Source organism: Phenylobacterium sp. NIBR 498073 (genome assembly GCF_027286305.1).
Taxonomy (GTDB): Bacteria; Pseudomonadota; Alphaproteobacteria; order Caulobacterales; family Caulobacteraceae; genus Phenylobacterium.
The window spans coordinates 1,627,559-1,653,992 of sequence record NZ_CP114599.1 but is presented as its reverse complement, the minus strand read 5'-3'; the positions used below and the strand labels follow the sequence as shown (position 1 = coordinate 1,653,992).

The 26,434-nt window shown below is 68.4% G+C and carries 21 protein-coding genes; 8 read left to right on the top strand and 13 right to left on the bottom strand.

Annotated elements, in window-relative coordinates:
• Positions 1–104: 104 nt before the first annotated feature.
• From O4N75_RS08345 to O4N75_RS08335, 3 genes are read left to right on the top strand one after another with little or no spacing between them, the layout of a single operon-like run.
• Positions 105–1,358, top strand: coding sequence for an aminotransferase class V-fold PLP-dependent enzyme (locus O4N75_RS08345; RefSeq protein WP_269628891.1), 1,254 nt, complete (start codon positions 105–107; stop codon positions 1,356–1,358).
• Positions 1,358–3,073: a hypothetical protein gene (locus tag O4N75_RS08340; RefSeq protein ID WP_269628890.1), complete on the top strand. Its 1,716-nt coding sequence runs from the start codon at positions 1,358–1,360 to the stop codon at positions 3,071–3,073. Before O4N75_RS08345 ends, O4N75_RS08340 begins: the two co-directional genes overlap by 1 nt.
• Positions 3,061–4,560 (top strand): hypothetical protein, encoded by a 1,500-nt coding sequence (locus tag O4N75_RS08335; protein ID WP_269628889.1) that lies wholly within the window; start codon positions 3,061–3,063, stop codon positions 4,558–4,560. Before O4N75_RS08340 ends, O4N75_RS08335 begins: the two co-directional genes overlap by 13 nt.
• Here O4N75_RS08335 and O4N75_RS08330 read toward each other — a convergent pair.
• From O4N75_RS08330 to O4N75_RS08320, 3 genes are read right to left on the bottom strand one after another with little or no spacing between them, the layout of a single operon-like run.
• A complete protein-coding gene (locus O4N75_RS08330) occupies positions 4,557–5,126 on the bottom strand; it encodes a TetR/AcrR family transcriptional regulator (protein WP_269628888.1) in 570 nt (189 codons plus the stop codon). The genes O4N75_RS08335 and O4N75_RS08330 overlap by 4 nt on opposite strands.
• A gap of 49 nt (positions 5,127–5,175) precedes the next feature.
• Positions 5,176–6,207: a glutathione S-transferase family protein gene (locus O4N75_RS08325; protein WP_269628887.1), complete on the bottom strand. Its 1,032-nt coding sequence runs from the start codon at positions 6,205–6,207 to the stop codon at positions 5,176–5,178.
• Positions 6,208–6,219: 12 nt separating this feature from the next.
• Complete coding sequence (locus O4N75_RS08320) at positions 6,220–7,314, bottom strand: MBL fold metallo-hydrolase (protein ID WP_269628886.1); 1,095 nt, start codon at positions 7,312–7,314, stop codon at positions 6,220–6,222.
• An 89-nt stretch (positions 7,315–7,403) separates the two neighbouring features.
• Between O4N75_RS08320 and O4N75_RS08315 the strand changes: the two genes are divergently transcribed.
• Positions 7,404–8,306, top strand: a complete 903-nt coding sequence (locus O4N75_RS08315) for a haloalkane dehalogenase (RefSeq protein WP_269628885.1) — start codon at positions 7,404–7,406, stop codon at positions 8,304–8,306.
• An 11-nt stretch (positions 8,307–8,317) separates the two neighbouring features.
• A complete protein-coding gene (locus O4N75_RS08310) occupies positions 8,318–8,734 on the top strand; it encodes a DUF1330 domain-containing protein (protein WP_269628884.1) in 417 nt (138 codons plus the stop codon).
• Here the strand turns inward: O4N75_RS08310 and O4N75_RS08305 are convergent.
• Positions 8,731–9,165 (bottom strand): hypothetical protein, encoded by a 435-nt coding sequence (locus O4N75_RS08305; RefSeq protein ID WP_269628883.1) that lies wholly within the window; start codon positions 9,163–9,165, stop codon positions 8,731–8,733. The two genes, O4N75_RS08310 and O4N75_RS08305, sit on opposite strands and share 4 nt — an antisense overlap.
• Entirely contained in the window at positions 9,165–10,847 is a 1,683-nt protein-coding gene (locus tag O4N75_RS08300; protein ID WP_269628882.1) for a sulfatase-like hydrolase/transferase, read from the bottom strand. The genes O4N75_RS08305 and O4N75_RS08300 overlap by 1 nt, the downstream gene beginning before the upstream one ends.
• Positions 10,848–11,029: 182 nt before the next feature.
• Between O4N75_RS08300 and katG the strand changes: the two genes are divergently transcribed.
• Positions 11,030–13,225 carry a catalase/peroxidase HPI gene (gene katG / locus O4N75_RS08295; protein WP_269628881.1) on the top strand — a complete coding sequence of 732 codons (2,196 nt, stop codon included), beginning with the start codon at positions 11,030–11,032 and terminating at the stop codon, positions 13,223–13,225.
• 226 nt (positions 13,226–13,451) lie between these two features.
• Here the strand turns inward: katG and O4N75_RS08290 are convergent, their stop codons facing one another.
• From O4N75_RS08290 to O4N75_RS08275, 4 genes are all read right to left on the bottom strand, one after another.
• Entirely contained in the window at positions 13,452–14,099 is a 648-nt protein-coding gene (locus tag O4N75_RS08290) for a TetR/AcrR family transcriptional regulator (RefSeq protein WP_269628880.1), read from the bottom strand.
• A gap of 304 nt (positions 14,100–14,403) precedes the next feature.
• Complete coding sequence (locus O4N75_RS08285) at positions 14,404–15,306, bottom strand: OmpA family protein (protein WP_269628879.1); 903 nt, start codon at positions 15,304–15,306, stop codon at positions 14,404–14,406.
• A gap of 68 nt (positions 15,307–15,374) precedes the next feature.
• Positions 15,375–16,751: a hypothetical protein gene (locus tag O4N75_RS08280; protein ID WP_269628878.1), complete on the bottom strand. Its 1,377-nt coding sequence runs from the start codon at positions 16,749–16,751 to the stop codon at positions 15,375–15,377.
• 4 nt (positions 16,752–16,755) lie between these two features.
• Positions 16,756–17,157: a hypothetical protein gene (locus tag O4N75_RS08275; RefSeq protein ID WP_269628877.1), complete on the bottom strand. Its 402-nt coding sequence runs from the start codon at positions 17,155–17,157 to the stop codon at positions 16,756–16,758.
• Positions 17,158–17,295: 138 nt separating this feature from the next.
• On the opposite strand from O4N75_RS08275, the gene O4N75_RS08270 reads away from it, so the two are divergent.
• Positions 17,296–18,168 carry a hypothetical protein gene (locus O4N75_RS08270; RefSeq protein ID WP_269628876.1) on the top strand — a complete coding sequence of 291 codons (873 nt, stop codon included), beginning with the start codon at positions 17,296–17,298 and terminating at the stop codon, positions 18,166–18,168.
• 27 nt (positions 18,169–18,195) lie between these two features.
• Here O4N75_RS08270 and O4N75_RS08265 read toward each other — a convergent pair whose 3' ends face one another.
• Both O4N75_RS08265 and O4N75_RS08260 read right to left on the bottom strand, forming a co-directional pair.
• A complete protein-coding gene (locus O4N75_RS08265; RefSeq protein WP_269628875.1) occupies positions 18,196–18,696 on the bottom strand; it encodes a hypothetical protein in 501 nt (166 codons plus the stop codon).
• Between the two features lie 23 nt (positions 18,697–18,719).
• Complete coding sequence (locus O4N75_RS08260) at positions 18,720–19,217, bottom strand: DUF3617 family protein (protein ID WP_269628874.1); 498 nt, start codon at positions 19,215–19,217, stop codon at positions 18,720–18,722.
• Positions 19,218–19,770: 553 nt separating this feature from the next.
• On the opposite strand from O4N75_RS08260, the gene O4N75_RS08255 reads away from it, so the two are divergent.
• Entirely contained in the window at positions 19,771–22,359 is a 2,589-nt protein-coding gene (locus tag O4N75_RS08255) for a TonB-dependent receptor (protein ID WP_269628873.1), read from the top strand.
• Positions 22,360–22,588: 229 nt separating this feature from the next.
• Here O4N75_RS08255 and O4N75_RS08250 read toward each other — a convergent pair whose 3' ends face one another.
• Together O4N75_RS08250 and O4N75_RS08245 are read right to left on the bottom strand one after the other, a co-directional pair.
• A complete protein-coding gene (locus O4N75_RS08250; protein ID WP_269628872.1) occupies positions 22,589–23,266 on the bottom strand; it encodes a TetR/AcrR family transcriptional regulator in 678 nt (225 codons plus the stop codon).
• Between the two features lie 337 nt (positions 23,267–23,603).
• Positions 23,604–26,426 (bottom strand): TonB-dependent receptor, encoded by a 2,823-nt coding sequence (locus O4N75_RS08245; protein ID WP_269628871.1) that lies wholly within the window; start codon positions 26,424–26,426, stop codon positions 23,604–23,606.
• Positions 26,427–26,434: the final 8 nt, after the last annotated feature.

Genomic DNA, 26,434 nt, shown 5'->3' with positions numbered 1-26,434 from the left:
GCCGCCGCGGCGACCTTCGCCCTGGAGAACGACAAGAAAATCCGCCGGCTGGCGCCTAGCGTTTCCAGCACGGCCGGATCTGGCCGCAAGAGTGCGAGATCACCATGAAGCTGACGCGCCGCGCCCTCGTCGCCGCCGCCGCCGCCGGCGGCGCCATGGCCCAGTCGGCCGCCGCGGCGGCCCCGGCGTCCCCCGCCCCGGCCCGGCTGCCGGCCAAGGACGCCTTCGCCAAGATGCCGTTCACCTATCTGGACGCCGGCTCGACCCACCCGATGCCGCTCGGCGCGCGTGCGGCGCTGGAGGAGTACCTCCGCTACAAGAGCCAGGACGGCACGGTATCGAACTACAGCGTCGGGGCCAAGGAAACGGCGATGATCGCCAAGTTCGGCGAACTGGTCGGCGCTGCGCCGGACGAGCTGTCGCTGATCCAGTCCACGACCATGGGCGAGAACCTGGTGATCCGCGCGCTGGGCATTCCCGAGAGCGGCGGGCGCATCGTCACCGACGCCCTGCACTTCTTCGGCTCGTTCTACACCTATGGCGAACTCGGCAAGGCCGGCATGGATGTCGTCACCTTGCCGATGACCAAGGACGGCCGCATCGACATGGGCCAGATGGCCGCCGCTGTGAACGACCAAACCAAGCTGGTCTCGATCAGCGCGGTCTCGACCACCAACGGCTTCGCGCACGACCTGAAGGCGGTCTGCGACCTGGCCCACGCCCACGGCGCCTACGTCTATGTCGACATGGTCCACGCAGCCGGGATCAGCCCGATCGACCTGCGCGCGGCCGGCGTCGATTTCGCCGCGGCGTCTTCCTACAAGTGGCTGATGGGCGATTTCGGCCTGGGCTTCCTCTATGTCCGCAAGGAGATCCAGGACAAGGTCAAGCGGCCGTGGTGGGGCTACCACCAGGTCAACGCCTTCAAATCCCACGTCTTCCCCTATGACGAGCCGGGCCCCGGCGCCGCCACCTACGGCATGTCGCCCGACGCGGCCGGCAAGTTCGCCATGGGCACGACCTCGTGGACCGGCGTCGTCCAGCTCGACTATTCGCTGGGCCTGATCAAGGACCTCGGCGTCCCGGCCATCGAGGCCGCGCGCCAGCCGCTGATCAGGGCCGTCCAGACCGAACTGCGCGGCCGCGGCTACCAGCCGATGACCCCGCTGGACTCGCGCACCGCCCTGGTCGCCTTCGCGCTCAAGGACGCCCGCGCCAAGCTCGGCGACCTGATGAAGGCCGCCAACATCCGCCTGACCGTCTCGCAGAACCGCTTCCGAGTCTCGCTGGCGGTGTTCAATGACATGAACGACGTCGACCGACTGCTGTCGGCGCTGCCACGGACCCCGCCCGCCTGATGAAGACCAAGACCCTGCTGGCCGCCGCGGCCGCCCTGGCGCTCGCGACGAGCGCCGGCGCCCAGACCGCGCCCCCGGCTCTGAACCTGACCCTCGCCCCGCACCAGACGTCCGGCGCGGTCGACAAGGTAGGAGTGACGCTGAAGCTGCAGGCCCCGAACGCCAAGCCGGGCGAACCTTTCCTGCGCCTGCCGATGGTCTTCGCCTCGGTGAAGACCCAGCAGTACGAGGCGGCCCAGATCGAGGTCGTCGACGCCAAGGGCCCGGTCCCGCTGGTCCAGAAGGACGACCCGGTCGACCCGTCCAACTTCATGTATTTCCGCCGCTGGCAGGTCGCCCGCGCCACCGAGGGCGACGTGAGCGTCCGCTACGAGGCTGCGGCCGAGGCCTTCCGGCCCAAGCTCGGCTCGGGCCCGCCGTTCGACCTGCGGCCCGAGGCCGGCGGCCTGAACGGCGCGGGCGTGACCTTCCTGGCGCTCCCCGACACCGGCAAGCCCTACAGCCTGAGCCTCGACTGGGACCTGGCCGCCATGCCTACAGGCTCGCGCGGCGCCCAGAGCCTGGGCGAAGGCCCGCTGAAGCTGGTCGGCCCGGTCGAGCTGCTCGCGAACACATTCTACATGGCCGGTCCGCTGAGGAGCTATCCGGAGGCCTCGAGCGGCCAGCCGTTCGCGATCTACTGGCTGGGAACTCCGCCGTTCGACGTACCGGCGGTGGCCAGCTGGACCGAGAAGGCCCGCATCGCAATCGCCACCTTCTTCGGCGAGTCCGACAAGCCCTACCGCGTGTTCTTCCGCCACAATCCCTATCCCGGGACCGGCGGCGCCGGGCTGATCAACTCGTTCATGTCGGGCTTCGGCGACGAACCGGCCCCGACCGTCGAGGGCATGCGCCATCACCTGGCCCATGAGATCGTTCACAACTGGCCGGGCGGCCTGGACGGCCCGAACGGCGTCGTCTCCTGGTACGGCGAAGGGCTGGCCGAATTCTATTCGGCGACCATCCCCTGGCGCGCGGGCCTCATTTCCACCGAAGATTTCCTGACCCAGATCAACGAGCGGGCGCAGAGCTACTACGGCAATCCGGTCAACACCGCCACGGCCGAGGGGATCGCCGCCAAGTTCTGGAGCGACACCCGCGTGCGCAAGCTGCCCTACGACCGCGGGGCCTTCTACATGGCCATGGTCGACGCGCAGGTGCGCGCCAAGTCGGGCGGAAAGCGCCGGCTGGACGACCTGGTCAAGGCGATGCTGGCTCGCCGCGCCGCCAGCCAGTCATACGACACCGAGGCCTGGCTGGAACTCGTCGCGGCCGAACTCGGGCCGCAGGTCCGCGCCGAGCACGCCGCCATGATGGCCGGCAAGCTGCTAGTCCCGCCGTCGGACGCCTATGGTCCCTGTTTCAAGCGCGAGGCCGCCAGCTTCCGCGCATTCGAGCTCGGCTTTGACAGCGCCTCGCTGACCGCCAGCCCGCGGATCGTGAAGGGCCTGGTCGCCGGGTCTCAGGCCGCCGCCGCCGGCGTCCGCGACGGCGACGAGGTCACCGAAGCGGTAGTGCTGGACGCCGTCCAGGCCAAGCCCGAGCAGACCATCACCCTGAAGATCCGCCGCGAAGGCCGCGACCTCGCCATCACCTACCTGCCCCGCGGCCAGGCCCAGGACGGCTACCGCTGGGCCCGCGTTCCTCAAGTGCCGGACAATCAATGCGCCATCTGATTTCGGCGGGCGCCGCCGCCCTGCTGCTCGCCGCCGTCGCGCCGCCGTCGCTGGCCGCCCCCGACCCCGCAGCGGCGATCGCCGCGCCGCGGGCCTACGCCAGCGACCACGCCGGCGTCTTCATGGGCAAGAAGGTCGCCTACCGCACGACGCTGCAGGAGACGATCCTGAAGGGCGCCAACGGCCAGCCGGCGGCCAGCCTGTTCAGCTTCTCCTATGTGGCCAAGGGCGCGAAGACCGACCGCCCGGTCGTGTTCGTGTTCAACGGCGGGCCGGGCTCGTCCTCAGTGTGGCTGCACATGGGCATGCTGGGCCCGCGCCGCATCGCCATGGCCGACCCGGTCAAGCCGCCGACCGTCCCGCCCTTCGCGCTGGAGAACAATCCGTACTCGCTGCTGGACGTCGCCGACCTGGTGTTCATCGATCCGATCGGCACCGGCTACAGCCGCTTGCTGCCCGGCGGCCGGGCCGAGGACTTCTACGGCGTCACCCAGGACGCGCGCGCCACCAGCGAGTTCATCCAGGGCTGGCTGACCGCCAACGGCCGCTGGAACTCGCCGAAGTTCCTGATGGGCGAAAGCTACGGCACGGTCCGCGCCTCGGTCGTGGCGACCAACCTGATGGGCGGCCCGATGTCGCCGGCCGGCGCGCTGGGCGCGACCACCCTCAACGGCGTCATCATCCTGGGCCCGTCGTTCGACATGAACCGCGGCGGCGGGGCCGGCGACGATCGCGCCGCGCTGGCCAGCCTGCCGACCATGGCCGCCACCGCCTGGGTCCACGGCAAGGCCGCCGCGAGCTCGGCCGAAGGCGCCGCCGAGGCCGCCCGCAAGTTCGCCCGCGAGGTCTATCTGCCGGCCCTCTATGCGGGCGAGGACCTGCCCGCCGCCGACAAGGCCAAGGTCGCCGAGGGGCTCGCCGCCCTGACCGGGCTTTCGGCCCGGACCTGGCTGGACGCCGACCTGCGCATTTCGCTGTCGAAGTTCGGCGAGCTGCTGCTGAAGGACCAGGGCCTGCAGATCGGCGCCTATGACGGCCGCTACACCCTGCCGCTGGCCGCCAGCGCCGGCGATCCGGTCGCCGACGACCCGGCCATGGGCCAGTACACGCCGTCCTTCGTCGCCGGCATCAACGACTATGTCGAGCGGGAGCTGAAGGTTCGCGCCCCCTCGACCTACCAGGCGATCGCCTTCACCGAGGTCAATTCGCGCTGGAACTGGGGCCCTGGCCCGCGCAACTATGCCGAAGACCTCGCCACCGCCATGCGTCGCAACCCCTCGCTCGGGGTGTTCACCGGCTCGGGCTACTACGACCTCGTCACCACCTTCGGCGCGCTCGAGAACGTGGCGCGCCACTCGGGCCTAGCGCGCGAGCGGCTGACCATGAAGGTCTATCCGTCCGGACACATGCCCTACCTCGGCGACGACAGCGCCCAGCTGTTGGCCGCCGACATCCGCGTGTTCCTGGCCGAGCGATCGCGCCCCTAGGCGAGCAGCCTCCGAACCGAGGCCTCCAGAACCTGGCGCGCGCGGGCGGGGCTGAGCCCCTGCTCGCGCCGCAGCCTCGCCCAGCTTTCCCAACTCAGCAGCAGGTCGAGGGTCTCGACCGTCAGTGGGTCGACCTGCGGCGGCAGTTCACGCACCAGGATCATGCGCAGCGCCGCCACTAGCCGTTCGCTGCCGGCCTCGAGGAACCGAGAGCGGTGACGGAGGACGTCCGAAGCGCGCTTGAACGGGGCGATCTTCTCGAACACCGCCGCGCGCCGGGCGACCAGTTCGACGACGCGCTCACGCGGATCAGCCGACTTGAACGGCCGGTCGACCGCGGCCTGCATCATCTGCTCGATCGCCTCAGACATCTCCGAATAGAGGCTGTCCATGTCGCTGAAGTGCCGGAATACGGTGCGCAGGCCGACGTCGGCGCGCTCGGCGACCTGCTCGGCGCTGGGCGACACCTCGCCCTCCTGGATGATCTCCAGCATGGCCGCAACGATCCGGGCGCGGTTGTCCTCGCCCCGCCGCCGCCGTCCGTCCGCCGACCGTTCCTGACTCAAGCGCGCCGTCCCCGCAGTCTCTTTGCGCCCTGACTAAGGCCTGCGGGGGTCAAGCTCCAGGGGTGAACAGTGTTTCGCAGCCCGTCCCGGCCAGCAGGGCGTCGACCAAATCGCGCGCCTCGACGTCGAGCTTGCCGTGAGACTCGCGCAGCCAACGCAGGCATTTGGCCTGATAGGGGAACGGTTGCTGGCTCCACGGCCGCCCCTCGACGCTCGCCTCGACCTCGGCCGCGCCGGCCATCACCGCCTGCGCGTTGGCGAGCATCACCGGGACGTAGCCGCGTCCGATTTCGGCCAGCAAGGGCGCCAAGGTCGGCGGCGGCGCGGCGGGGTCGATCCAGTCCTCCTGGTCCGGCTCCAGGCCCGACAGGTCTTCCATCAGCCCGACCCAGGCGGCGACGCGCGGCGCGGCGCGCAGGGTCAGGGCCATGGGCGTCGGATCGAAGGCCGCCAGCTGGGTCAGCTGTCCGAACACCGCGAAGTCCCCCGCTCCCGGCCGGCGGCCGAGCAGATAGGGCCAGTGGCGCAGGTGCGCCTCGAACGCCGCCAGGAACCGCTGATAGCTCGCCTCGATCAGCGGCCCGGTGACCGAGTTGGAGCCGACATAGCGCAGGCGGCCGATCTGGCGCTCGGCGAAATGCCGGCCGCGCGCAGCCAACTCCTCGTCGGGCACGCAGAAGCCGCGCCAGCACGGCAGGATCGCCGCCGCCTTGGCGATGTCGGCCTCATAGGCCCAGCGGTAGTGGAACATGGCCTTGGTCAGCCACTCGTCGGCATAGTCCTCGATCAGCTCGTCGAGGAAGGCCAGGGCCGGGTCGTCGGGGATCAGGCTGCGGCCGCCATGCTCGCGCTCCAGCCGGCGGATGATCGGGCTGGAGTCGGTCACCGCCGCCAGCTCGCCGTTCTTGTCGGGCAGGTAGAAGGTCGGCAGCAGCGAGACCTTCGGCTGCGGCAGGCCGGCGAGCGCCGGACCCGACGCCGGCAGGAAGCGGTAGGGAATGCGCCGGTAGCGCAGCACCGCCAGCATCTTGCGGGTATAGGGCGAACCGGGCGCGCCGGAGAGCGCAATGGGGTCCTTCATCTCGAACTCCTCCTATTGGAAGATCGCCAGGCGATTAGTGTAGCCGATCTCGTCGCTCCCGGCCGGCAGGCTGATCAGGTCGCCGTCGTGCCCGACCCGCAGTTGGCCGGAATAGACCTTGCGGGAGTCGCCCAGGAACGGCCCTTCCAGCGCCCGGATCGGCAGAGGCGGGATGATGTGGGTCAGCAGCAGATAGCGCGCGCCCGCGCGCTCGGCGATCCGCGCCGCGTCCTCCGGAGCCGTGTGATACGACAGGATATCGTGGGTGATGGCCGTCAGGTTCGTGCGCCCGTGCTCGGCGGCGGCCCGGTTCTGAATGGCGACCAGGTTGGGGGCCAGCGCTTCATGCACCAGAACGTCGGCGTCCTTGGCGGCCGCCTCGACCCGCGCCGAGACCGAGGTGTCGCCGCTGATCACCACGCTGCGGCCCTTGTAGACGAACTTGTAGCCGACCGCCGGCTCCACCGGCGCATGCTCGACCGGGAAGGCGGTGACCTTCAGGTCCGGGGTCTCGATCAGCACCACGTCCGGTCCGTTGCGCGGCGCCTCGAACGGATGGGCCGTCCCGCCGAACCCGCTCGGCGGGGTGACCTTTTCACCGTGGTGGGCGATGCGGAACCCGCGGTCGATCAGATAGGCGTCCTGGAACCCCGCCACGACCTTGTCGACGCCCAGTGGGCCGTAGACCGGAACCGGCGCGGTGCGCCCGCCGCCGGCCCAGCGCTGCAGCATCAGCTCGCCCAGGTCGTCGATGTGGTCGGAGTGCAGGTGGGTCAGCAGCACCGCATCGACCCTGCCCGGCGGCAGGTTCATCAGGGCGAGGTTCTTCGTGCCCCCCGCCCCCGCGTCGATGACGAACAGCTGGCGGCCGGCCAGCACCACCGTGCAGGGCCCGGCCCGTCCGGGATCCGGCATCGGCGAGCCCGAGCCGCACAGCCCGACGTGCAGGCCGTCCGGCAGGTCCGAATAGAAATCGGGGGCCATCGCCTTGTCGAAGGTGCGCTCCATCGCCGCCACCGCGATCTGGCCCCGGAAGGCCCAGACGCCGGCCGCCGCGACCACGACGGCCGCCGCTACGGCCAGGCCGATTTTCCATCCACGCGCCATCGCTTTCCTCCCCTGGCTTGACCCGCCCGGAATATAATGACACGCATAGTGTCATTAGTTTCAACGACTGGCTAGCCCCCGAGGCCCCGATGCGGATCCTGCGCACCCCGGACGAACGTTTCGCCGCCCTGCCCGACTGGCCCTATGCGCCGCGCTATCACGAGATCACGAATGCGGACGGTACGGCCCTGCGCCTGCACTATGTCGACGAAGGCCCACGCGACGGCGCGCCGGTCCTGCTGCTGCACGGCGAGCCGTCCTGGGCCTACCTCTATCGCAAGGTGATCGCCGGCCTGGTCGCCAAGGGCTGCCGGGTGATCGCGCCTGACCTCATCGGCTTCGGCCGCTCCGACAAGCCGGCCGACCGCGCCGACTACACCTACGAGCGGCACGTGGCCTGGATGAGCGCCTGGCTGACCGACCTGGACCTGAAGGGGCTGACGCTGTTCTGCCAGGACTGGGGCGGACTGATCGGCCTGAGGCTGGTCGCCGCCTTCCCCGAGCGGTTCGCCGGCGTCGTCGTGGCCAACACCGGCCTGCCGACCGGCGGCGGCATGACCGACGGCTTCAAGGCCTGGCTCACCTTCAGCCAGTCGGTCCCGCAGATGCCGATCGGCATGCTGATCAACGCCGGCACGGTCCGCGACCTGTCGCCGGACGAGGTCGCCGCCTACGACGCCCCCTATCCGGATGAGAGCTACAAAGAGGGCGCGCGCCAGTTCCCGGCGCTGGTCCCGGTGACGCCCGAGCACGCCTCAGTCGCCGAGAACCTCGAGGCCTGGAAGGTGCTGGAGCGCTTCGAGCGGCCGCTGGTCACCGCCTTCAGCGACGGCGACCCGATCACCAAGGGCGGCGAGGCCCCGTTCCAGGCCCGCGTGCCCGGCGCCCAGGGCCAGCCGCACGTCACCCTGCACGGCGGCCACTTCCTGCAGGAAGACAGCCCCGACGCCATCGTCGAGGTGATCGCCGGCCTTATCAACCGCCGCGGCTAGGGAGCCTGCCCATGAACGTCGTCAACGCCGTCTACCCGCCCCACGAACAGGCGATGGAGTTCTTTGGAAGCGCCGAGGACGGCCCCTTCGTCATGGTCAACCTGCTGAAATTCAAGCCCAGGGCGGAGTACGCCGATGGCGCCGACGGCCATCTGACCGGAGCCGAGGCCTATGCCCGCTACGCCGATGAGGTGCGCAAGCTGGTCGAGGGTCTCGGCGGCAAGGTTCGCTACGGCGGCCATGTCACCGGCTTGCTGATCGGCGAGGTCGAGGATCTCTGGGATATGATCGCCCTGGCCGAATACCCCTCGCTTGCCGCCTTCCAGCAGATGGCGATGTCGCCGCAGATGCACGCCATCGAGCATCACCGCACCGCGGGCTTGGCCGGACAGCTGAACATCCGCACCAAGCCTGGCGCCGGGTTCTAGGTCCGCGCCCGCAGCGACAACGCCAGGAAGACCAGGGCGAGCCCGGCGCCGACCAGGCTCGCATAGTGCTCAGGCGGATGGTGGCCGCTGGCCGGAGCCCGCAACCACCAACCCTGCAGCGCCATCAGCCCTCGCTCGATCAGCAGCAGGCACAGCATGAGCGGCGTCAGGCTCCGGTAGCGGACGGCCGTCGCCAGCAGGGCCAGGCCAAAGGCGATCTGCGTGGCGCCCTGCCAGGCGAAGACGCCGACCACCACGTCGCGTCGGTCTCCGAGGTCGAGGCCGGCGATCGAGACCGCCCCGCCGTCGGGCAGGAAGCTGTGGATCAGGCCAGGGCCAAGGATCAGCAGCGCCGCCAGGCCGAGCGCCCAGATCGAGACGCGGGCGCCACGGTACTGAGCGTTGGTCGACGGCGGCAGCAGCGCGGTCATCAGTTGTCCCAGAGGATGTATTCGTCGCCAGCCTTCTGAGGAACGCCGCCCGGCTTGTCGACGAACACCGGCCCTTGCAGCAGCGAGGGCCAGATCGGCTTGACGCTCTGGGAGTCCTGGCGGGCGATCAGGTCCTTCAGCGTCTTGACCTTCTCCGGCTGGGCGGCGGCCAGGTCGCGCTGCTCGGTCGGATCGCTGGCCAGGTCGTAGAGCCAGACCTTGTCGCGCGCGCCGTTGACCTGCAGCTTCCAGTCGCCGTCGAGCACGGCCTTGTACTGGCCCGAGCGCCAGAACAGCGTTTGGTGCGGCCGCGCCGGGTTCTTGCCCTGTACGTGCGGCAGCAGGTCGACGCCGTCGATCGGCCGATCGCTCGGCAGCGCCGCCCCGCCCGCCGCCGCGGCGGTGGCGAAGATGTCGATGTGCCCGACCGGATAGCGATAGGTCGATCCCGGCTGGATAGCCCCCGGCCAGCGCATGAAGAACGGGGTGCGCACCCCGCCCTCGAAGAAGGTCGACTTGAAGCCGCGATAGGGCTTGTTGACGTCCGGCAGCCCGACATAGCCGGCCCCGCCGTTGTCGCTGGAGAAGATCACCAGGGTGTTCTGGTCCAGCCCCTCGTCCTTCAGCGCCTGGAGGATCTTGCCGATGTTGGCGTCGAGGTTGCGGGTCATGGCGCCGTAGACGCGCGTGCGGTGGTCCTTGATCTGCGGGAGGGCGTCGTAGTCGGCCCTGGTCGCCTGTAGCGGCGTGTGGATCGCGTTCGGCGCGAAGTAGAGGAAGAACGGCCGGTTGCGGTTGGCCTTGATCGCCTTCACCGCCTCGTCGCCCAGATAGTCGGTCATGTAGCCGCGCGGCCGGAACATCGGCGAGCCGTTGAACTGCACGCCATAGGGCAGGTTCGGCCACAGGAAGCGGTCGATGGCGTCCCAGTCCTGCTTCGAATTGACGACGTTCGGGTCCTTCTCCGGCAGGAACATCGAGCCGCCGGCGATGAAGCCCAGGCTCTCGTCGAAACCCTGATCTTCGGGCCGCGAGCCCTTCTTGCCGCCCAGGTGCCACTTGCCCAGATGGACAGTGTGGTAGCCCCTCGTCTTCAGCACTTCGGCGATGGTGATCTCGCCGGACGGCATGCTGAGTTCGTTGACCGCGGCCGGATTGCGCGCGGTGCTGCCGGGCGGCATGTCCTTGATGCGGTCGGCGAAGAACTTCGGTTTCACGAGCGCGCCGGGCTCGGCCTCGGTGCCGACCATGCGCTCGAAGGCCACCGGGGCCGGCGTGAACTCGAAGCCGAAACGAGTCGGGTAGCGGCCGGTCAGGATCGCCGCCCGCGACGGCGCACAGGTGGCGTTGCCGGCGTAGCCCGCCGCGAACACCACGCCCTGCTGGCCGATGGCGTCGATATTGGGCGTCGGCACGGCGCCGTTGGCCACCCCGCCCCCGTTGATGGTGATGTCGTTGTAGCCGAGGTCGTCGGCCAGGATGAACACCACGTTCGGCGGCCGTTCGCCGTCGGCCGGCGCCTGCGGTCCCTGGGCCCAGGTCACGGCGCGGTTGTCCTCGACCGGCGGCATCTGCGCGCGGGCGACCATCGACAGGATCGTCGTGCGGTTGGCCGCCGCCAGCCCGGCCCCCGCCGCCAGCACCAGCACCGACGCGCCCAGCCACTTCCAACGCCGCTTCATCGTCGCCTCCCGATCTTTTATTGACACTGACCGTGCCATTATATTGATCGAGGGACAACCCCCGGCTCAGGCGCCTCGGGTCCATTGATCCTCTCAATGGCGACGACAGAGTTTTCCCATTGGCCAGGGCGAAATCCTGGGCCTACGCTTTCGGAAGATCGCCGTTACCGGAGAACTTCGACATGGATGACGCATCCCCGCTCAATGACCCGCGCAAGGAACGCGGCGCGCTGCGCTCGCTGCTCGGTCGCACCAATCGGGACTGGTGGCCGAACCACCTCTCCCTGGAGATTCTCCGAACCGACGACCCCATGGGCGCGGACTTCAACTATGCCGAAGCCTTCAAGGCGCTCGACTATCAGGCCGTGAAGCGTGACCTGACTGCGTTGATGACCGACAGCCAACCCTGGTGGCCGGCCGACTACGGCCACTACGGCCCGTTCTTCATCCGCATGGCCTGGCACAGCGCCGGCACCTACCGCACCGGCGACGGCCGCGGCGGCGCAAACTCGGGCCAGCAACGGTTCGCGCCGCTGAACTCGTGGCCGGACAACGGCAACCTGGACAAGGCCCGCCGCCTGCTTTGGCCGATCAAGCAGAAGTACGGCGCCAACCTCTCGTGGGCCGACCTGATGATCCTGGCCGGCAACGTGGCCATCGAGTCCATGGGCGGCCCGGTGTTCGGCTTCGGCGGCGGCCGCGCCGACGTCTGGGAGCCCGAGCGCGACGTCTACTGGGGCACCGAAGAGCTGTGGGTCGGCCAGGAAGGCAACGAGACCCGCATCCAGCCTGAGAAGAACATGGTGCTGGAAAGCCCGCTGGCGGCGATCCAGATGGGCCTGATCTACGTCAATCCGGAAGGCCCCGGCGGCGTGGCCGACGCCTTGGCGTCCGCCCGCGACATCCGCGAGACCTTCCACCGGATGGGCATGACCGACGAGGAGACCGTCGCTCTGACGGCCGGCGGCCACACCTTCGGCAAGGCGCACGGGGCCGGCGACGCCTCCAAGGTCGGAGCCGCTCCGGAAGGCGCCGACATCGCCCAGCAGGGCCTGGGCTGGCAGAGCGGCCACGAGAGCGGGATGGGCGACCACACCATCACCTCGGGGCTGGAAGGCCCCTGGACCCCCACGCCGATCAAGTGGGACAACACCTTCTTCCACATGCTGCTCGACTACGAGTACGAGCTGGTGCGCAGCCCCGCCGGGGCCAAGCAGTGGCAGCCGGTCAATCAGAAGCCAGAAGACATGGCGCCCGGGGCCCACAGCCCCGACCGCCGCGTGCCGACCATGATGACCACGGCCGACATGGCCCTGAAGATCGATCCTGGATTCCGCAAGATCTCTGAGGCCTTCCGCAACGACCCGGCCCACTTCGCCGACGCCTTCGCCCGCGCTTGGTTCAAGCTCTGCCACCGGGACATGGGCCCGAAGGCGCGCTACCTCGGCCCGGAAGTGCCAGCCGAAGACCTGATCTGGCAGGATCCGGTCCCGGCCCAGAAAGGCCCGGTCATCGATGCGGCCGACATCAAGGCGCTGAAGGACAAGATCGCCGGCTCAGGCCTTTCCGTGGCCGAACTGGTCTCGACCGCCTGGGCCTCGGCCTCGACCTATCGCGGGTCCGACCATCGCGGCGGCGCCAATGGCGGCCGTATCCGACTGGCGCCCCAGAAGGACTGGGAGGTCAACGAGCCGGCCAAGCTCGCCAAGGTTCTCAAGGCCTATGAAGGCATCAAGGCCGGGTTCGACGGCGCCAAGACCGTCTCGATCGCCGACCTCATCGTCCTCGGCGGCTCCGTCGGTATCGAAAAGGCCGCCGCCGCCGCCGGTTACAAGATCGAGGTTCCGTTCACGCCGGGCCGCACCGACGCCTCGCAGGAGCAGACCGACGTCGAGGGCTTCGCGGTTCTTGAGCCGCGGGTCGACGGCTTCCGCAACTATTTGCAGGTGGCCTTCAACGTCCCGACCGAAGAACTGCTGGTCGACCGCGCCCAGTTGCTCGGCCTCTCGGCCCCGCAAATGACCGTGCTGGTCGGCGGGCTGCGGGTGCTGGGCGCCAACACAGGCGGCAGCAAGCACGGGGTGCTCACCACTCGGCCAGGCCAGCTGACCAACGACTTCTTCGTCAACCTGCTGGACATGAAGACCGCCTGGAAGGCGATCGACGGCCACGGCGACGAGCTGTTCCTCGGCACGGATCGCCAGACCAAGGCCGAGCGTTGGACCGCCACCCGCACCGACCTGGTGTTCGGCTCCAACTCCCAGCTGCGCGCCCTCTCCGAGGTCTACGCCTCGGCCGACGCGGGCGAGAAGTTCGTCAAAGACTTTGTCGCGGCCTGGACCAAGGTCATGAACGCCGACCGCTTCGACCTCGCCTAAGTCTGAGCGCAGCCGGGCCGCTTCGCCCGGCTGCGCGTCAGCCCGTCACCGGGCCGATCAGGCCCCGCCCCGCCAGTGCACGCACAGGCAGACTGCTGCGACCTTGTCGGGGTCGCTGTCGCGGGCGACGAGGTCGCGGTCCACGGCAATAGAGACAGCGCGCAAGAGGCGGCGGCGGGGTCCAGACGGACCCGCCCGCGTGAGCGGCGTGGCGTGGGGGCCGCTTTCAGTATGTTGAATGGGCGCGCAGCCGCGCGCCGGCGCCGCCTAGCCCGGCTGGCTTACTCGCGGGCCCAGCGCCAGGCGGCGAAACCATGGCGATCATCGAATCGAGCAGTGCCGTGATGCGGGCGGGCTCGAAGCGATCAGCCTCGATAGGCAACAACATCATCCAGCCGTCGCCCATGGCGCTGAGGTGGTCGGCCAGCAGCTCGGCGGGGATGTCGTTCCGGATCACGCCGCGCTGCTGGCCCTCCTCCAGCATGGTCGCGAACCGCCGACGATAGCGGCCGTAGCGCCGCTGGTAGACCGCCGCGAGCGCCGGGTCGTGCTGCGCATGCGCCAGCAGCTGCAGCCCCGCCACCCAGCCGCCGCCCATGTCGGACCGGGTCAGGTCCAGCCAGCGCTCGAAGCCGGCGCGCAGGTCGATTTGCGCGTCACCCTTACCCAGCAGGGTGTCGAAGACGTCGAAGCGGCTCTCGATCACCGCCGTCATCATCGCCTCCTTGTTGGCGAAATAATAGGTCACCGCACCCGTCGTGCAGCCGGCGCGCTGCGCGACCTTGCGCAGGGACGCCCCCGCGAAGCCCTCCTCCTCGATCACCGCGATCGCCGCGTTCAGCAGCTCCGCGCGCCGGGCGTCCCGGTCGCCCACGGGACGGCCCCGGCCGCGAGGCCGCGCCGGAACCGGGTTTTCAGCCTGCGCCTTCTCTCGAGCCCGTTGGGGGCGGACGGTGTTTTCAACCATGGGCCGAAGATAGCTCGATCTCCCCGCCGTTCAATTTGCAACGGCCGCCCAATTGAATGCGCCCGACTTTTTTATCACACGCGTTCTGATAATTTGCAGACAGCGGCTCTAATTTATGACACCAATTGTTATCTTAATAACTGAGCCACTCCCTCTCAGGGCTGGGCTCAGAAGCCATGACGCCAGGCGCTAGACGCCCGGCGCGAGCGGGTCACCCGGCGCGCACCAGCTCGACACGCCGATTTTTGCTGCGGCCATCCTCGGTGTCGTTGGCCGCCACCGGCTGACTGTCCCCATGGCCGGCGGTCGTAAGGCGATCCTGCGAGATCCCGGCCTTGACCAGCCAGGCCTTCACCGCCGCGGCGCGCTGTTGGGATAGCGTCAGGTTGGCCGCGCTAGCGCCGACATTATCGGTGTGTCCCTCGATCTTCAGCTTGAGCTCGGGATGGGCGGTCAGCATGTCGCGGACCTGGGTCAAGACCGGCTCGGAGTCGGCGCTGACGACGGCCTTGGCGGTCTCGAAGTTGACGCCATAGACCGCAATGCGGCCATCGGCGGCGAGCCCGGCGTAGAGCTTGGACGCATCGACCGCATAGACCTGCTTCATCTGTTCGGGCTCGACCACCACCACCCGCGAGACCGGCTCGCCGACATTCGGATCAATCAGGATGTTCACATAGAGCGCCGGCTGGCCGCCGCGCTCGAGGGTGAACGCGCCGAACAGGGCCCCGTCTCGCGCCGTCTCCATCGACGGCAATGCAGCGACCTTGCCGCTGACCACCACCGTAAAGCCCTCGGCCTTCAGCGCCGTCTCGTAGTTGCGCATCACCTGCAGGGCCGAGACCCCGCCCTGGTGGATGTAGAAGGTCTTGTAGACCCGCCCCTCGACCTCCTTGCGGACGATGGCCGGCTTGGGCGTGGGCTTGTAGCCGACCACCAGGTCGGTGGCGTCGAACTCCTTCTCGTCGTGGCTGTCGATCAGGGCGCCGGGGTAGTGCTTCACCACCGGGTGTTCCTTGAACGAGGCCGGATCCATCTGGGCGTAGGCCGGAGCGGCCGCCAGGCAGAGCGTCAGCGCCGAAGCCGCCGCGGCGAAGGGCTTGGAAAATCTCATGGACCTTGTCTTTCTGCTGAGCTGTCGGGCAGACGTGCAACGTGCTGCCGCGCGACGGACGTTCGGGGTCAATCCGGCTTGGTGAGGGGGGCGAGGTAGGCGTCGTCGCCCGGCTCCGGCACCAAAGGCGCGAGGTAGGCGTCGTCGCCCGGTTCCGGCACCAGCGGAGCCAGATCCGTATATGGCTCGGAATCCACAGCCGGCGGCGGAGGCGGAGGGGACGCTGGCTGCGCGCTGCCGGTGGTGCTTTCGCGGCCGGGCGACGTGACGACACCCCGGCTTATCGCCTCAGCTTCCTCCCAGCTGATGTAGGCTTTCGGATCGCGTCTGAACTTGAGCTTGAAGGGCCCATAGCCGGCAAAGCCGGGAATGAGTCCCCTCCCCTCGTCCGTAGTCAGTTCGATCGGATAGGCGCGCTCACGCTCCTCGCCTGAGTCGTCGACTTCCTTGGCGATCAGTTGCATCGACCCGTCGGCCATGTGCCGGAATTCGCCTGAGGCGCCGTCACTCGGCTCCTCAGACGGGGGCCGGCCTTGAGCGCGGGTATAGAAGGCGATGCGCGCCGACCGGAGCCCACGTTCGTCCTCATCGACGTCGATCAGGACCCGGTCGACAATGATGTTCGCCCCGGCCGGGCCGACGACAAACGGTGTGTTCAGCGCCCAGTATTCGCAGTTGTACCAGGCGACGGGTCGGCCTTTCACGGCAGGCGGGTGGCAGACCGAACCTTTGCCGGCGCGCCGGAACCAGACCACGCCGGTGATCTGAAAGATCGCGGCATTGATCTGCCGGTCGATGCCGGCGAGTTCCCGAAGGATCGAGCGCATCGCCATCGAGGTAGGCTTGGTCTTCAGTTCAGCCTGCAGTTCCTCACGCCGCCGGGTCAGGTCTTCCAATCTGGCGTGGGCCACGTCGATCGGATCGTTCTCGATGACTTCCCCCGGAGCGACGATCACCACCAGCCGGCTCCAGCTTTCGATCGCCGCTGCGGTGCGCAACTTCACCGCGACGCCGTTGGACTTCGCGTTGGCATAGGCCTCGACCTCGCCGCGCGCGGCGTCGTCTTGTGCGAGGTTCTCGCGCTCCAACTCCTCCATCAGCAGCAGGTGCTTCTCCACCAAGGGAGCAATGTCTTCGGGCGCGAGGGGCGGCGGCACGCTCGCGTCCGCGGGTTCGGCGACGGCCGGCTTGACGGCTTCCAGGTAGTTCTGGATCGGCCGGCTTGCCGACATGCTTGTGCGCTCGGCCACGCCGCGCGCAACGGCGGCCCGGACCACCTCGTCCAACTCGATGTTCATGCGGTCGCTGGCCGTCTGCAGCGAGATCAGGCCGTCTAGCGAGTCCGCGCCGGCGGCGCCGATCTGCGCTTGCGCGGCGGCCAGGTCGGGCGCGGCCATGGCGGCCGAAACCAGCGTAAAGGCCGTCAGAAGGATCTTGGAATTCACCCGATCAGGCCTTCGGACAACTCAGCTGCTCGGCCTGGGCTCGGACATCCTTGAGCCGGGCCTCGGCCTTTGCCGAACTGGCCGCCCGGCCGTCGCCGCGGACCTTGTCCAGGCCCGAGGAGGCCTGCTGATGCAGGGCGCTCTCGGCCTCCTGGGCGGCGTACTGTCCGAGCCGCCCGCCGCCGACGTCGATCCCCGGGGCGTAAATCAGGGCCCGGCCGGCCATGCCGGCCAGCAGGCCCGCCCCCTTCTTGGCGCGCGCCGCGCCGATCTGGTCGCGAAGGTCCGCGGCCTCGGCGGCCAGCTCCGCGCAGCGCTTGGCGTTCGCGGGATCAAGGCCGGCCGGAGCGGCATGGGCGCCGACCGCCGCGAGCGCGGCCAGCGCGAAGACTGAGTGCTTGAACATGGATGGTCCCCTTTTGCGGGACCTCTTAGAAATTCACCGCCCTGGATACTTCCCCCACGTGGTGGAAGGCGCGGGAGCGGCCGCGACCTATCTCGGCTGCGGCGCCGATCGGGGCGCCGCAGCCCCGGAGGTCCTTGCATGTCCCGCCTAGTTTCCACGATCGCCGCCCCCCTGTTGGCGGCTCTGGCGTCAGCCGCTGCGGCCGCGCCGCTGGAGGGGCCGCTAACCAACCAGTCGGCTGTGCTCAGCTATGAGATCGAAGTCACCGGGACGTCCGGCGGCAAGCCGCTGCACCAACGGCTGATGGTCGAGACGCCTGTCTTCGCCCGCGAGGCGGACGCCATGAACCCGCTGGCCCGCGATTTCACCGAGGGCCAGAACCAGGAGATCGCCGAGATGTCCGCAGCGGTGAGCAGCGCCGGCGACGGGACCGCCGAGATGCTGGAGGCCAACCGGCTGCTGGAAGCGATGATGGGCGCCTGCAACGGCGACGAACGCCCGGCCTGCGTCACCGCCAGGGCGCGCTACCAGGCGCACGAACAGCGCATGGCCGAGCACGGCGCCCAGGCCGCCGCCGCCCAAAGCGCCGTCGTCCGGCGCGACGACGACAACCACCGCTTCCTGACCTTCGCGGCCGGCGAGAACGGCGGCGGCTGCGGCGTGGTCCGCTACGAGCACCAGGTGGGCGAGCGCCGCATGGCCGGCGTCTATCCCGATCCAAACTCGCCCGAGGCCGGACTGGTCGCGTGCCAGACCATGGCCGTGCTCGACCGCCGGGACGGCGCGATCGCGCTGCAGATGTCGCCGGCGACGATCAAACTCGACGGGGCCCGGATCGTCGACCTGCAACGCCTGCAGGGTGTGGGCGACCTGGAATTCGGCGCGCTTCGCATGTCGATCCGGATGCCCCCGCAGCCGACCGCAGGGCCGGACAAGGACTACGCCGGCGCCCGGACTTACCAGGCGGGCGGCTTCAGTTACACGATCCGTTGGCGCCTGAAGCGCGGCTGAGCCATCCAGGCCCAGCCGCCGGCCGCCTCAGTACTTGAGCAGCCGCCCCGTATCGATGCTGCTGGCTAGGCCCACGATCTGCTCGGGCGTGACCTCGCCCCCGACGATGCCGACCAGCACGCGGCCGACCCTCACCTGCAACACACCGCCGCGGCCGGGCGCGTCGTAGATCAGGTAGGCGTCCAGTCCGTTGACCTTGACCAGCGAGGTCACGAACTGCGGGGCGAAGGGGTTGGGCCCCAGCGGCCGAGGATGCTCGAACCGGCTGGGCATGTCGTGCGGGCTGGGATGCGTGAAGGTGATCGACATGCTCCCCGGCGCGCCGGGCGTCGCCGGGCCATAACCCTGGCTCACCATCGGCTCGATGCCGTTCTCATCGTCGGTTTCGCTGGGCGGCATGGTCGAGGTCCAGCCACTCGGCGGCGGCGGCACGAACGGGGTCATGCCGGACTGGGCCGCGCTCGCCTGACCGGCGCCGGCCAGCAGCAGGGCCGACGCCAAGGCGGCCCGCAACAGGTATCGCTTCATCTCGGATCCTCGTCTGGGGCCGCTCACCCGACGCCCTGCTGGACGAAGTCACCGGGTTTCATCCCCGCCGGACACGGCCCGGCGAAGGTGCTTTCAACCACCACGGTCGCCGCGGGCGCGGCCTCCTTCCCATCGGGTCCGAACATCCGGGTCGTAGAGGTCGCGGTGGTGCGGCGGGCCGCGCGCCGGACCTCGCCCGAAACGACGCTGCGCACACCGTCCTGCTCGCAGACCAGTTCGTAGCTGTAGCCGCCGGCTCGCGCCTGGCGGCTGGTGGTGGTGCAGCCCGCGGCAGCCGCCTCGCCCTCGGGCGCGCCGGTCGCGAGGGCGTCCGCGGCCAAACAGGTCTGGTTTTCGCCGAGCGCCTTGCGGCCGTTGACTGTGGTGGTGGTCTTCCAGAGCCCGGCGAGCGGGGCCTCTCCGGCGTCCGCCTTGTCGACGGCGCCGGCGCCTTGAGCCGGAGGATTCTGTGAACAGGCGGCCAGGGCCAGAGGAACGAGGAACGGAAGCAGTCTTCGCATGGGGCTCACCAGATGTCGTTGAGGGACGGCGGGATCGCCGCGCCGCAAGGCGGCCGGGGGGAGGCGCTCGCAGCGAGCCACCCCGCCTGAGCCGGGCGTAGGCCATTGGGGCCCCGCCCGGCTTCCCCCCTCCGGTGGAAGAACCCTGGGCCTTTTCGCTTCCCCTCCCCCCTTGGGGCGAAGCCCGCCCCACCTTCGCCAGACGCAGGGCCTCCAGCCGTCTGATCCCTCGCTGGGGCCGGACGGCCATGACGTCGGCCTCGGCAACCCCGCTTCGATACCGGCGTCTGCAGAATCTCCAGCCGACGCCTCCCGGCTGACAGTTGCCCATTTTTGAGTCGGCGGCTTCCTCGCGGAAGCAGACTTCAGTGGTCGGTTTTTGGCGTCGGTATGCAAAACGGCCGGGCTGGGCGGGCCATAACGTGTCCTTCGCGCCACAAACGGCGGCGACCACCTCACGTAGAGCGCATTGCCACCTTTGGGGGTTTTCAAATCGGATTCGAGTCGCCCTGGTCCGCCGCAACGAAAAACAGTAACCGTTTTGGAGGACCTCATGACCACTCACCTTGGCGGCGTGCGCCGCACGTTTAAGGCAGGATCGCGCTGGCGCGCGCTGCTGGTGGCCGGGGCCTCTGCGACCGCTCTGAGCGCCGTCGCCCCGCAGGCGCTGGCCCAATCGGCCGACACCGATTCAGGTTCGCTGGTCGAAGAGATCGTGGTCACCGCCGAAAAGCGCGACGCGAGCCTGCAGGACGTCCCGGTCGCAATCTCCGCCTACACCAGCGAGAAGCGCGACGTCATGGGCGTCAACACGGTCGAAGACCTAGCCCGTATGACGCCGAGCCTGAGCTATACGAGCAACGACCGCATGTCGGTCCGCGGCATCGGCCGCCTGACCAACGCCATCGGCACCGATCCCTCGGTGGCGCTGTACTCGGACGGCATCTTCTCCAATTCCATGGCCGACGCCTCGACGCCGTCGCTGTTCATCGAGCGCACGGAAGTTCTGCGCGGCCCGCAAGGCACGCTCTACGGCCGCAACTCGATCGGCGGCGCGATGAACATCATCGCCAAGCGCCCGACCGAGGACTTCAACGGCGAAGTCCGCGCCATGGTCGGCAACTACGAATCCTACCGCTTCGATGCGATGGTGCGCGGCCCGGTGGCTGACAACCTGCGCTTCCTGGTGGGCGCATCGATGGAGCGGCGCGAGCGCGGCTTCCTGAACAACGCCGGCTCGGCTGAAGGCGGCGCGACGGCCAACCGTTACACCCTCGAGGCCCAGATCGAGGCCGATCTCGGCGACAACACCACCGCCCGTCTGCGCTACACCAAGTTCGACTGGGACGACGGCTACGGCATCGGCAACACCTTCACCAACAACCTGTCGCCCTACGACACGACGTCCTTCACCGGCGCGGGCACCAGCGCGCTGTACTACAACACCAACTATGGCCTGACCCAGACCAACCCCGGGCTCAAGGATCCGTACACCCAGAACGTCAATTCGCGGAACTACGGCTCGCTCGACAACCACCACCGCCTGCACCTGGACGTCACGACCGACCTCGGCTGGGCGACGCTGAAGTATCTCGGCGGCTACCAGCAGTACGACTACAACACCTCGACCGACTCCGACGGCGCGTCCCGCACCGCGGCGCAGGACATCCTGGTCGATCTCGACGGACCGGGCCCCCTGGCCGCCTTCACCGCACGCGGCGTCTCCACCGACGCGCGCACCTTCTACGAAGAGCGCCAGAGCTGGTTGTCGAACGAGATCAACCTGGCGTCCAACGGCGAAGGCCCGCTGAACTGGATCGTCGGCGTCTACCAGTACTCCCAGACCTACGATCAGCCGCAGGGCATCCAGGTGATGGGCGATGCGGCGATGTTCCAGCCGCTGAGCCTGCAGGGCACGCCGGCGGCGCGTAACGACCGCGGCGCCTTCCTCTATGTGGACGGCCACCTGGAGACGAAGTCCTACGCGGCCTTCGGACAGATCGACTGGGAGTTCGCCGAGAACTGGACCCTGACCGCCGGCCTTCGCTACACCTATGACGAGAAAGACGGCTACGACATCGCCCGCTATGTCGCGCGCATCCCGACCCTGGCGCTCGCCTTCGGCGCCGCGGTTCCGCCGGCCGTCGCCCAAGGCTTCGCCGTCGACGTCACCACCCAGCAGGTCTGCGGCGGCACGACGCTCGCCTCGTGCGCCGCCAACCCGCTGACCGCGGACCTGAAGGCGAATGCGACCGGCGGCCTGCGGCGCGAGCTCTCGGGCGATTGGGACGCCTTCACCGGCACGCTCGGCCTGCAGTGGGAGCCGGACTCCGACACCAACCTCTATCTGCGCTACTCGCGCGGCTACAAGGCTGGCGGCTGGCTGGGCTCCAACGGCCTGTCGCCCGATCCCTACGCCGATCCGGAGTACGTCAACTCCTTCGAACTGGGCGCCAAGAAGAACATCGGCCGTAGCCTGCAGGTCAATTCGGCCCTGTTCTACACCGACTACAAGGGCTTCCAGGCTCCGCTGACCGTGCCGCTGGGGACCATCACGGCGACGCAGTTCCTGAACCTGGACGCGGCCATCTGGGGCCTGGAACTGGAAACCCAATGGGCGCCGATCCGCGAGCTGCAGTTCATCGCGAACTACGCCTATCTCAACACCGAGATCAAAGAGGGCTGCTGCTTCGTCGACACGGTGGACCCGCTGGCCACCGCGTCTGGCGCACGGCCTGTCGGCCCGGCCACCAACGGCCGCGTGCTGCAGTCGCTGGTCGGCAACGACCTGCCGCTGTCGCCGCACCACAAGCTGACCCTGGGCGCCACCTACACCGTGGACTTTACGCCCGGCTCGCTGATCTTCAACGGCACGGCGACCTATGTGGACGACCAGCAATCGGGGCTGTTCAACAACCCGATCTATACCGCCCCGTCGTTCACGACCGGCGACGTGCGCGTGCTCTGGCGCGACGCCGATCGCCGCTACACGGTGATCGGTTTCGTCAAGAACGTGACCGATGAAGTCGGCTTCGGCAGCTCGGTGCCGAGCCCGACGGCGCCCACCGCTGTCGGCGCGCGCCGCCAGGTGAGCCTGATCTATCCGCGTACCTACGGGCTGGAGCTGCAGTACCGCTTCTAGCGTTCAACGGGGCCGCCAGATCGGCGGCCCAGCATCTTCCGACGCCCAACGCCCCGTTCCGCGTACGCCTCAAAGAGCCGCGTACGTGACCGGCGACAGCGCACGGCGCCCTTCCCTGTCGCGCGCTTTCCTGCGACTTGGCGAGCAGCCTGACTGCTCGCCCTTTTTTTTGCTAAGCTTGGCTCCAGCGGTCCTCAGGCATCCATGCCTGCAGCCTCGCCGCCCGTCCTCACGGACGATCGACTGTCTCTGCCGGCTGAAGCGGCTGGATCAGAAAGGATGCGCCGGCCAACAGGTCTGCGAAGATCTCACGAGGAATACGGCGGTCGGGGTAGGATGCGGCCATATTCGCGATCCCACGGCCCAGCACCCACACCGCTCGCGCGGCGTTTCGCCGGTGCTGGCGCGGGAAGCGCTCATCGGCCTCCACCGCGGCGCAATACGCCTCAAGCGTCGCCTGTTCGGCTTGCCGCAGATCAACCGAGCGGGCCATCAGCCGTTCGCTGAACATCAGGGACAGCAGTTCCGGCTGTTCCTCGGCGAACATCAGGAACGCGTTGGTCGCCGCGCTCATCGGGCTGGTGAAGTCCAGGACCTGCCCGAAGTGGATCATGTCGCGCCGCAGATCCTCGAACCCCTGGATCGCCAGGCTCGTCAGCAACTCGTCCTTGCTCGCGAAGTAGTAGTAGATCGAGGCGATGCCGACCTTTGCGTGATCGGCGATGTGCTTCAGGCTCAGCCGGTCATGACCGATGGCCGCGAGAACCTCGGCGGCTGAGGCCAAGGTCTTGCTGCGGAGCGTATCGATCTGGTGTTGGTGCCGCCGCTGAGCGCCGGCGCGCTCGACCCCATGGACGAAGTCCGGGAGATACATGCCGATCGCGCTCGGTAGGATCTGCGTGGTCAACTGTCTTCCTCCTTGCCCGCTCTTTTTGCTTCGCTCGGAAGCGCAGGCTTTGCCGCGCCCGGGCTTGAGACTCGCCCGGGTCGCTTGCGCGGCATCAATCGGCATTCGGCGACTGTTCGGCAAGACCCGCCGTATGCGTAGCGGGGCGACCGGAGGCAAAGGAGGCCGCCGAGGCCTTCGCAAGGGTGGCCGTGGTCGAGCTCACGGCGGGTCGCGATCTACTGAGGCCTCGGCGGTTGAGCCGCCCTGGGGAGACAATGGCGGCTCAGATCCATGTGGAGCTCCGCCGCCCGTTCCGGATAGACCTATGCGGAACGGGCGGCGCAGAGGAACGCGATCAGTATTCCAGCCGGATCCCGACCCGGAAGGTTCGGCCGTTGGTGTCGTAGAGGCTGCGGTTGGTCTGCGGATAGCCGGGGGTGTTCTCGGCCCCCAAGTTGGCCGGATTGCCGACCAGCACCGGGTCCGTGTCGAACAGGTTCTTGATCGAGATGAACCCCTCGCCCTTCACGCTTGCCACTTCGAAGTCGTAGCTCGCCGAGACGTCCCAGTAGAGCGCGCCCTCAACGCTGTTGTCGTTGATCGTGTAGTACGGCGCGACGCTGGCCGGGCAGCTCGACAGGCACTCTGTGTAGGCGTTGCTGACCTTGCCGTCGCTGATCCCCCGGGCCGTGACGTTGAACGACCAGGGCTCCAGATCGTAGTTGGCTGACAGCCGGTAGATCCAGTCTGGCGTCGCGCTGGTGTTGGCGCCGGCCTGGTCGATCGCGGTCACCCCGTCGTCGGTCACGTTCTCGATATAGTGGGTGAACATGGCGCGCAGGACGAGGTCGCCGGCGCCCCAGGACGCCAGATCGGCGAGGCTGGTGCGGTACGAGGCCTCGATGTCGAGCCCCTTGGCGGTCATGCTGTTGAGGTTGTCGTAGTAGAGATTGATGGTCTGCAGCACGCCGGCGCCGTTGAACACCAGCTGGCTGCAATACGAGGCCACCTTCTGGATGTAGCAGTAGTCGGCGACCTGCTGGGCGGTGACGAAGCTGATCACCCCGTCGACCTTGATGTCGTAGTAGTCGATCGAGGCCTGCAGGCCCGGGATCCAGCGCGGCGAGACGACCATGCCGACGCCGTAGCCGTCCGCGACCTCAGGCTGCGCGTTCGGATTGCCCTGCAGGTTCTGCACGAACGGGGTCGAGACCCCCGCGATGTTCACCGAGTTGGAGCGCGCGGTGCCGGCGTCGTAGAGCTCGCTCATGTTGGCGGCCCGGATGTCGCGCGAGGCCGAAGCGCGGAAGTGGATGTCCTCGATCGGCGCGTAGGTCAGGCCGGCCTTCCAGGTCTTGACGGTCCCGGAGGTCGAGTAGTCGGTGAGCCGGAAAGCGCCGTTGAAATCCATGCCCTCGAACAGCGGCACCACGGTCTCGATATAGGCTTCCTTGACGTCGTACTTCCCGCTGGTGACGCGGAAATTGCCGTACTTCCAGCCCGACATGTACTGGGCCTCGACGAAGCCTCCCATCTCCTCGCGACGGAACTCGGCCCCGGCCGCAAGCGAAATCGGGCCGGCCCAGCCCTCGATGCTGTTGGTTGAGAAGTTGAACGCCGCGACGTCCTGGGTGAACTCCTGGTCCCGATAGGGTGTGCCGAGCACGTAGCTCAGGGCCGCCTGGCTGGCCACGCCTTGGCCGAAGCGATTGAGCGGCACGCAGCCGTTGGTCGGGGTGGTCAGGGTCGAGCGGCAGACGATCTGGCCGTTGGCAGGGTTGACCACCGCGTCGGTGGCCAGCGCCAGGCGGGCGTTGTTCCAGGTCGGGGTCAGTTGCTCGTGGGTCGTGGTCTTGCCGTGCTGGTAGTAGGCGTCCCAGTCCACATCGAGGCCGAACGCCTCGAAGTCGCCATTGGCGCCGACCACATAGCGCTCGGTCTCCCGCGACATCTGGCTGCCGGAGGCCGGCATGTCGACATTGCTGGTGCCCATCTGGAACGAAGTGATCCCGAGCGCGGTCATCTGGTTGCGCACGGCGGTGGGCAGGTAAGCGTTGTCCCGCTGGATCACGATCCCGGTCTGGGTCGGCTTGATGTAGTAGCTGAGCCCCTCGTACTTGGCCCACGACGCCTGAGCGAAGACCGAAATGTTCGGTGCGACCTCATAGCTGACGCGGCCGAAGTAGCTGCTGCGGTCCTCCTCGGGAATGAGGGTGTTGGACCCCAGCATGTCCGAGATCGAATAGGCCCAGTCGCCGCCGATCATCCACTGACCGGTCGTGGCCCCGTAGGCCAACTGGTTCACCGTGCTGTTGACGCCGAAATAGGTCCCGCGCAGCGCCGTGTTCGTGATCAGGCCGCCGGGCGTGTAGATGCCGATGCCGACATTCTTGGAGGTGATGTAGTAGGGCGCGCCGGCCGACAGGTCGGTGTTGCGCACGGCGAAGTAGCCGCTCTTGTTCCAATCACGATCGATGGTCTGCACGCCGCTCTGGCCGACCCACTCGGCGCTGAACAGAGCATGGCCCTTGCCGCCCGCGAACGGCGCGCCGGCGGTGATGTTGTACTTCCAGTTTTCGCCGTCCCCGTAGGTGGTCTCGCCGTATTCGAGCGACGACTTGAGGCCGGTGTAGTCCTTGTCCAGGATGAAGTTGACCACCCCGCCGACGGCGTCCGAGCCATAGGCGGACGACGCCCCGCCGGTCACGACCTCGACCCGCTCGATCAGCGACTGCGGGAAGGTGTTGGTGTCGACCTGCCCGGTCGAGGCCGAGACCACCGAGCGTTGCCCGTCGAACAGAACAAGCGTCCGGCCGGTTCCCAGCGCCCGCAGGTTGAGCGCGCTGATCCCGGCTGCGCCGTTGCTGAGCGATCCCGACGAGTTGGCCGCCGTGATCGAGCCGGCCACCGAGGGCAGCGTGTTGACGAAATCTGCGATATTGGCCGGCGCCGATGCGGCGATTTCCTGCGCCCCCAGGACGTTGACCGGCGTCGGTGTGTCAAAGCCGTCGCGGGCGATCCGCGAGCCGGTCACCACCACCTCCTCCAGATCGGAACCAGCTGCGGCTTCGTCAGCCAGGGCCGCGGATCCGCAGCCCAGGAGCGCCACGATGCTGACCGTGGCCAACGCGCAACGGCGCGCATTCGACGTCAGCTGGATGCTTTTCGAAAACTTCATCACCACCC

Coding starts and splice junctions, on each gene's coding strand:
- O4N75_RS08315 (WP_269628885.1), top strand. CDS start 7,404: ATGCGGATCCTGCGCACCCCGGACGAACGTTTCGCCGCCCTGCCCGAC.
- O4N75_RS08345 (WP_269628891.1), top strand. CDS start 105: ATGAAGCTGACGCGCCGCGCCCTCGTCGCCGCCGCCGCCGCCGGCGGC.
- O4N75_RS08320 (WP_269628886.1), bottom strand. CDS start 7,314: ATGGCGCGTGGATGGAAAATCGGCCTGGCCGTAGCGGCGGCCGTCGTG.
- katG (WP_269628881.1), top strand. CDS start 11,030: ATGGATGACGCATCCCCGCTCAATGACCCGCGCAAGGAACGCGGCGCG.
- O4N75_RS08265 (WP_269628875.1), bottom strand. CDS start 18,696: ATGAAGCGATACCTGTTGCGGGCCGCCTTGGCGTCGGCCCTGCTGCTG.
- O4N75_RS08310 (WP_269628884.1), top strand. CDS start 8,318: ATGAACGTCGTCAACGCCGTCTACCCGCCCCACGAACAGGCGATGGAG.
- O4N75_RS08270 (WP_269628876.1), top strand. CDS start 17,296: ATGTCCCGCCTAGTTTCCACGATCGCCGCCCCCCTGTTGGCGGCTCTG.
- O4N75_RS08305 (WP_269628883.1), bottom strand. CDS start 9,165: ATGACCGCGCTGCTGCCGCCGTCGACCAACGCTCAGTACCGTGGCGCC.
- O4N75_RS08285 (WP_269628879.1), bottom strand. CDS start 15,306: ATGAGATTTTCCAAGCCCTTCGCCGCGGCGGCTTCGGCGCTGACGCTC.
- O4N75_RS08275 (WP_269628877.1), bottom strand. CDS start 17,157: ATGTTCAAGCACTCAGTCTTCGCGCTGGCCGCGCTCGCGGCGGTCGGC.
- O4N75_RS08255 (WP_269628873.1), top strand. CDS start 19,771: ATGACCACTCACCTTGGCGGCGTGCGCCGCACGTTTAAGGCAGGATCG.
- O4N75_RS08335 (WP_269628889.1), top strand. CDS start 3,061: ATGCGCCATCTGATTTCGGCGGGCGCCGCCGCCCTGCTGCTCGCCGCC.
- O4N75_RS08340 (WP_269628890.1), top strand. CDS start 1,358: ATGAAGACCAAGACCCTGCTGGCCGCCGCGGCCGCCCTGGCGCTCGCG.
- O4N75_RS08260 (WP_269628874.1), bottom strand. CDS start 19,217: ATGCGAAGACTGCTTCCGTTCCTCGTTCCTCTGGCCCTGGCCGCCTGT.
- O4N75_RS08325 (WP_269628887.1), bottom strand. CDS start 6,207: ATGAAGGACCCCATTGCGCTCTCCGGCGCGCCCGGTTCGCCCTATACC.
- O4N75_RS08300 (WP_269628882.1), bottom strand. CDS start 10,847: ATGAAGCGGCGTTGGAAGTGGCTGGGCGCGTCGGTGCTGGTGCTGGCG.
- O4N75_RS08245 (WP_269628871.1), bottom strand. CDS start 26,426: ATGAAGTTTTCGAAAAGCATCCAGCTGACGTCGAATGCGCGCCGTTGC.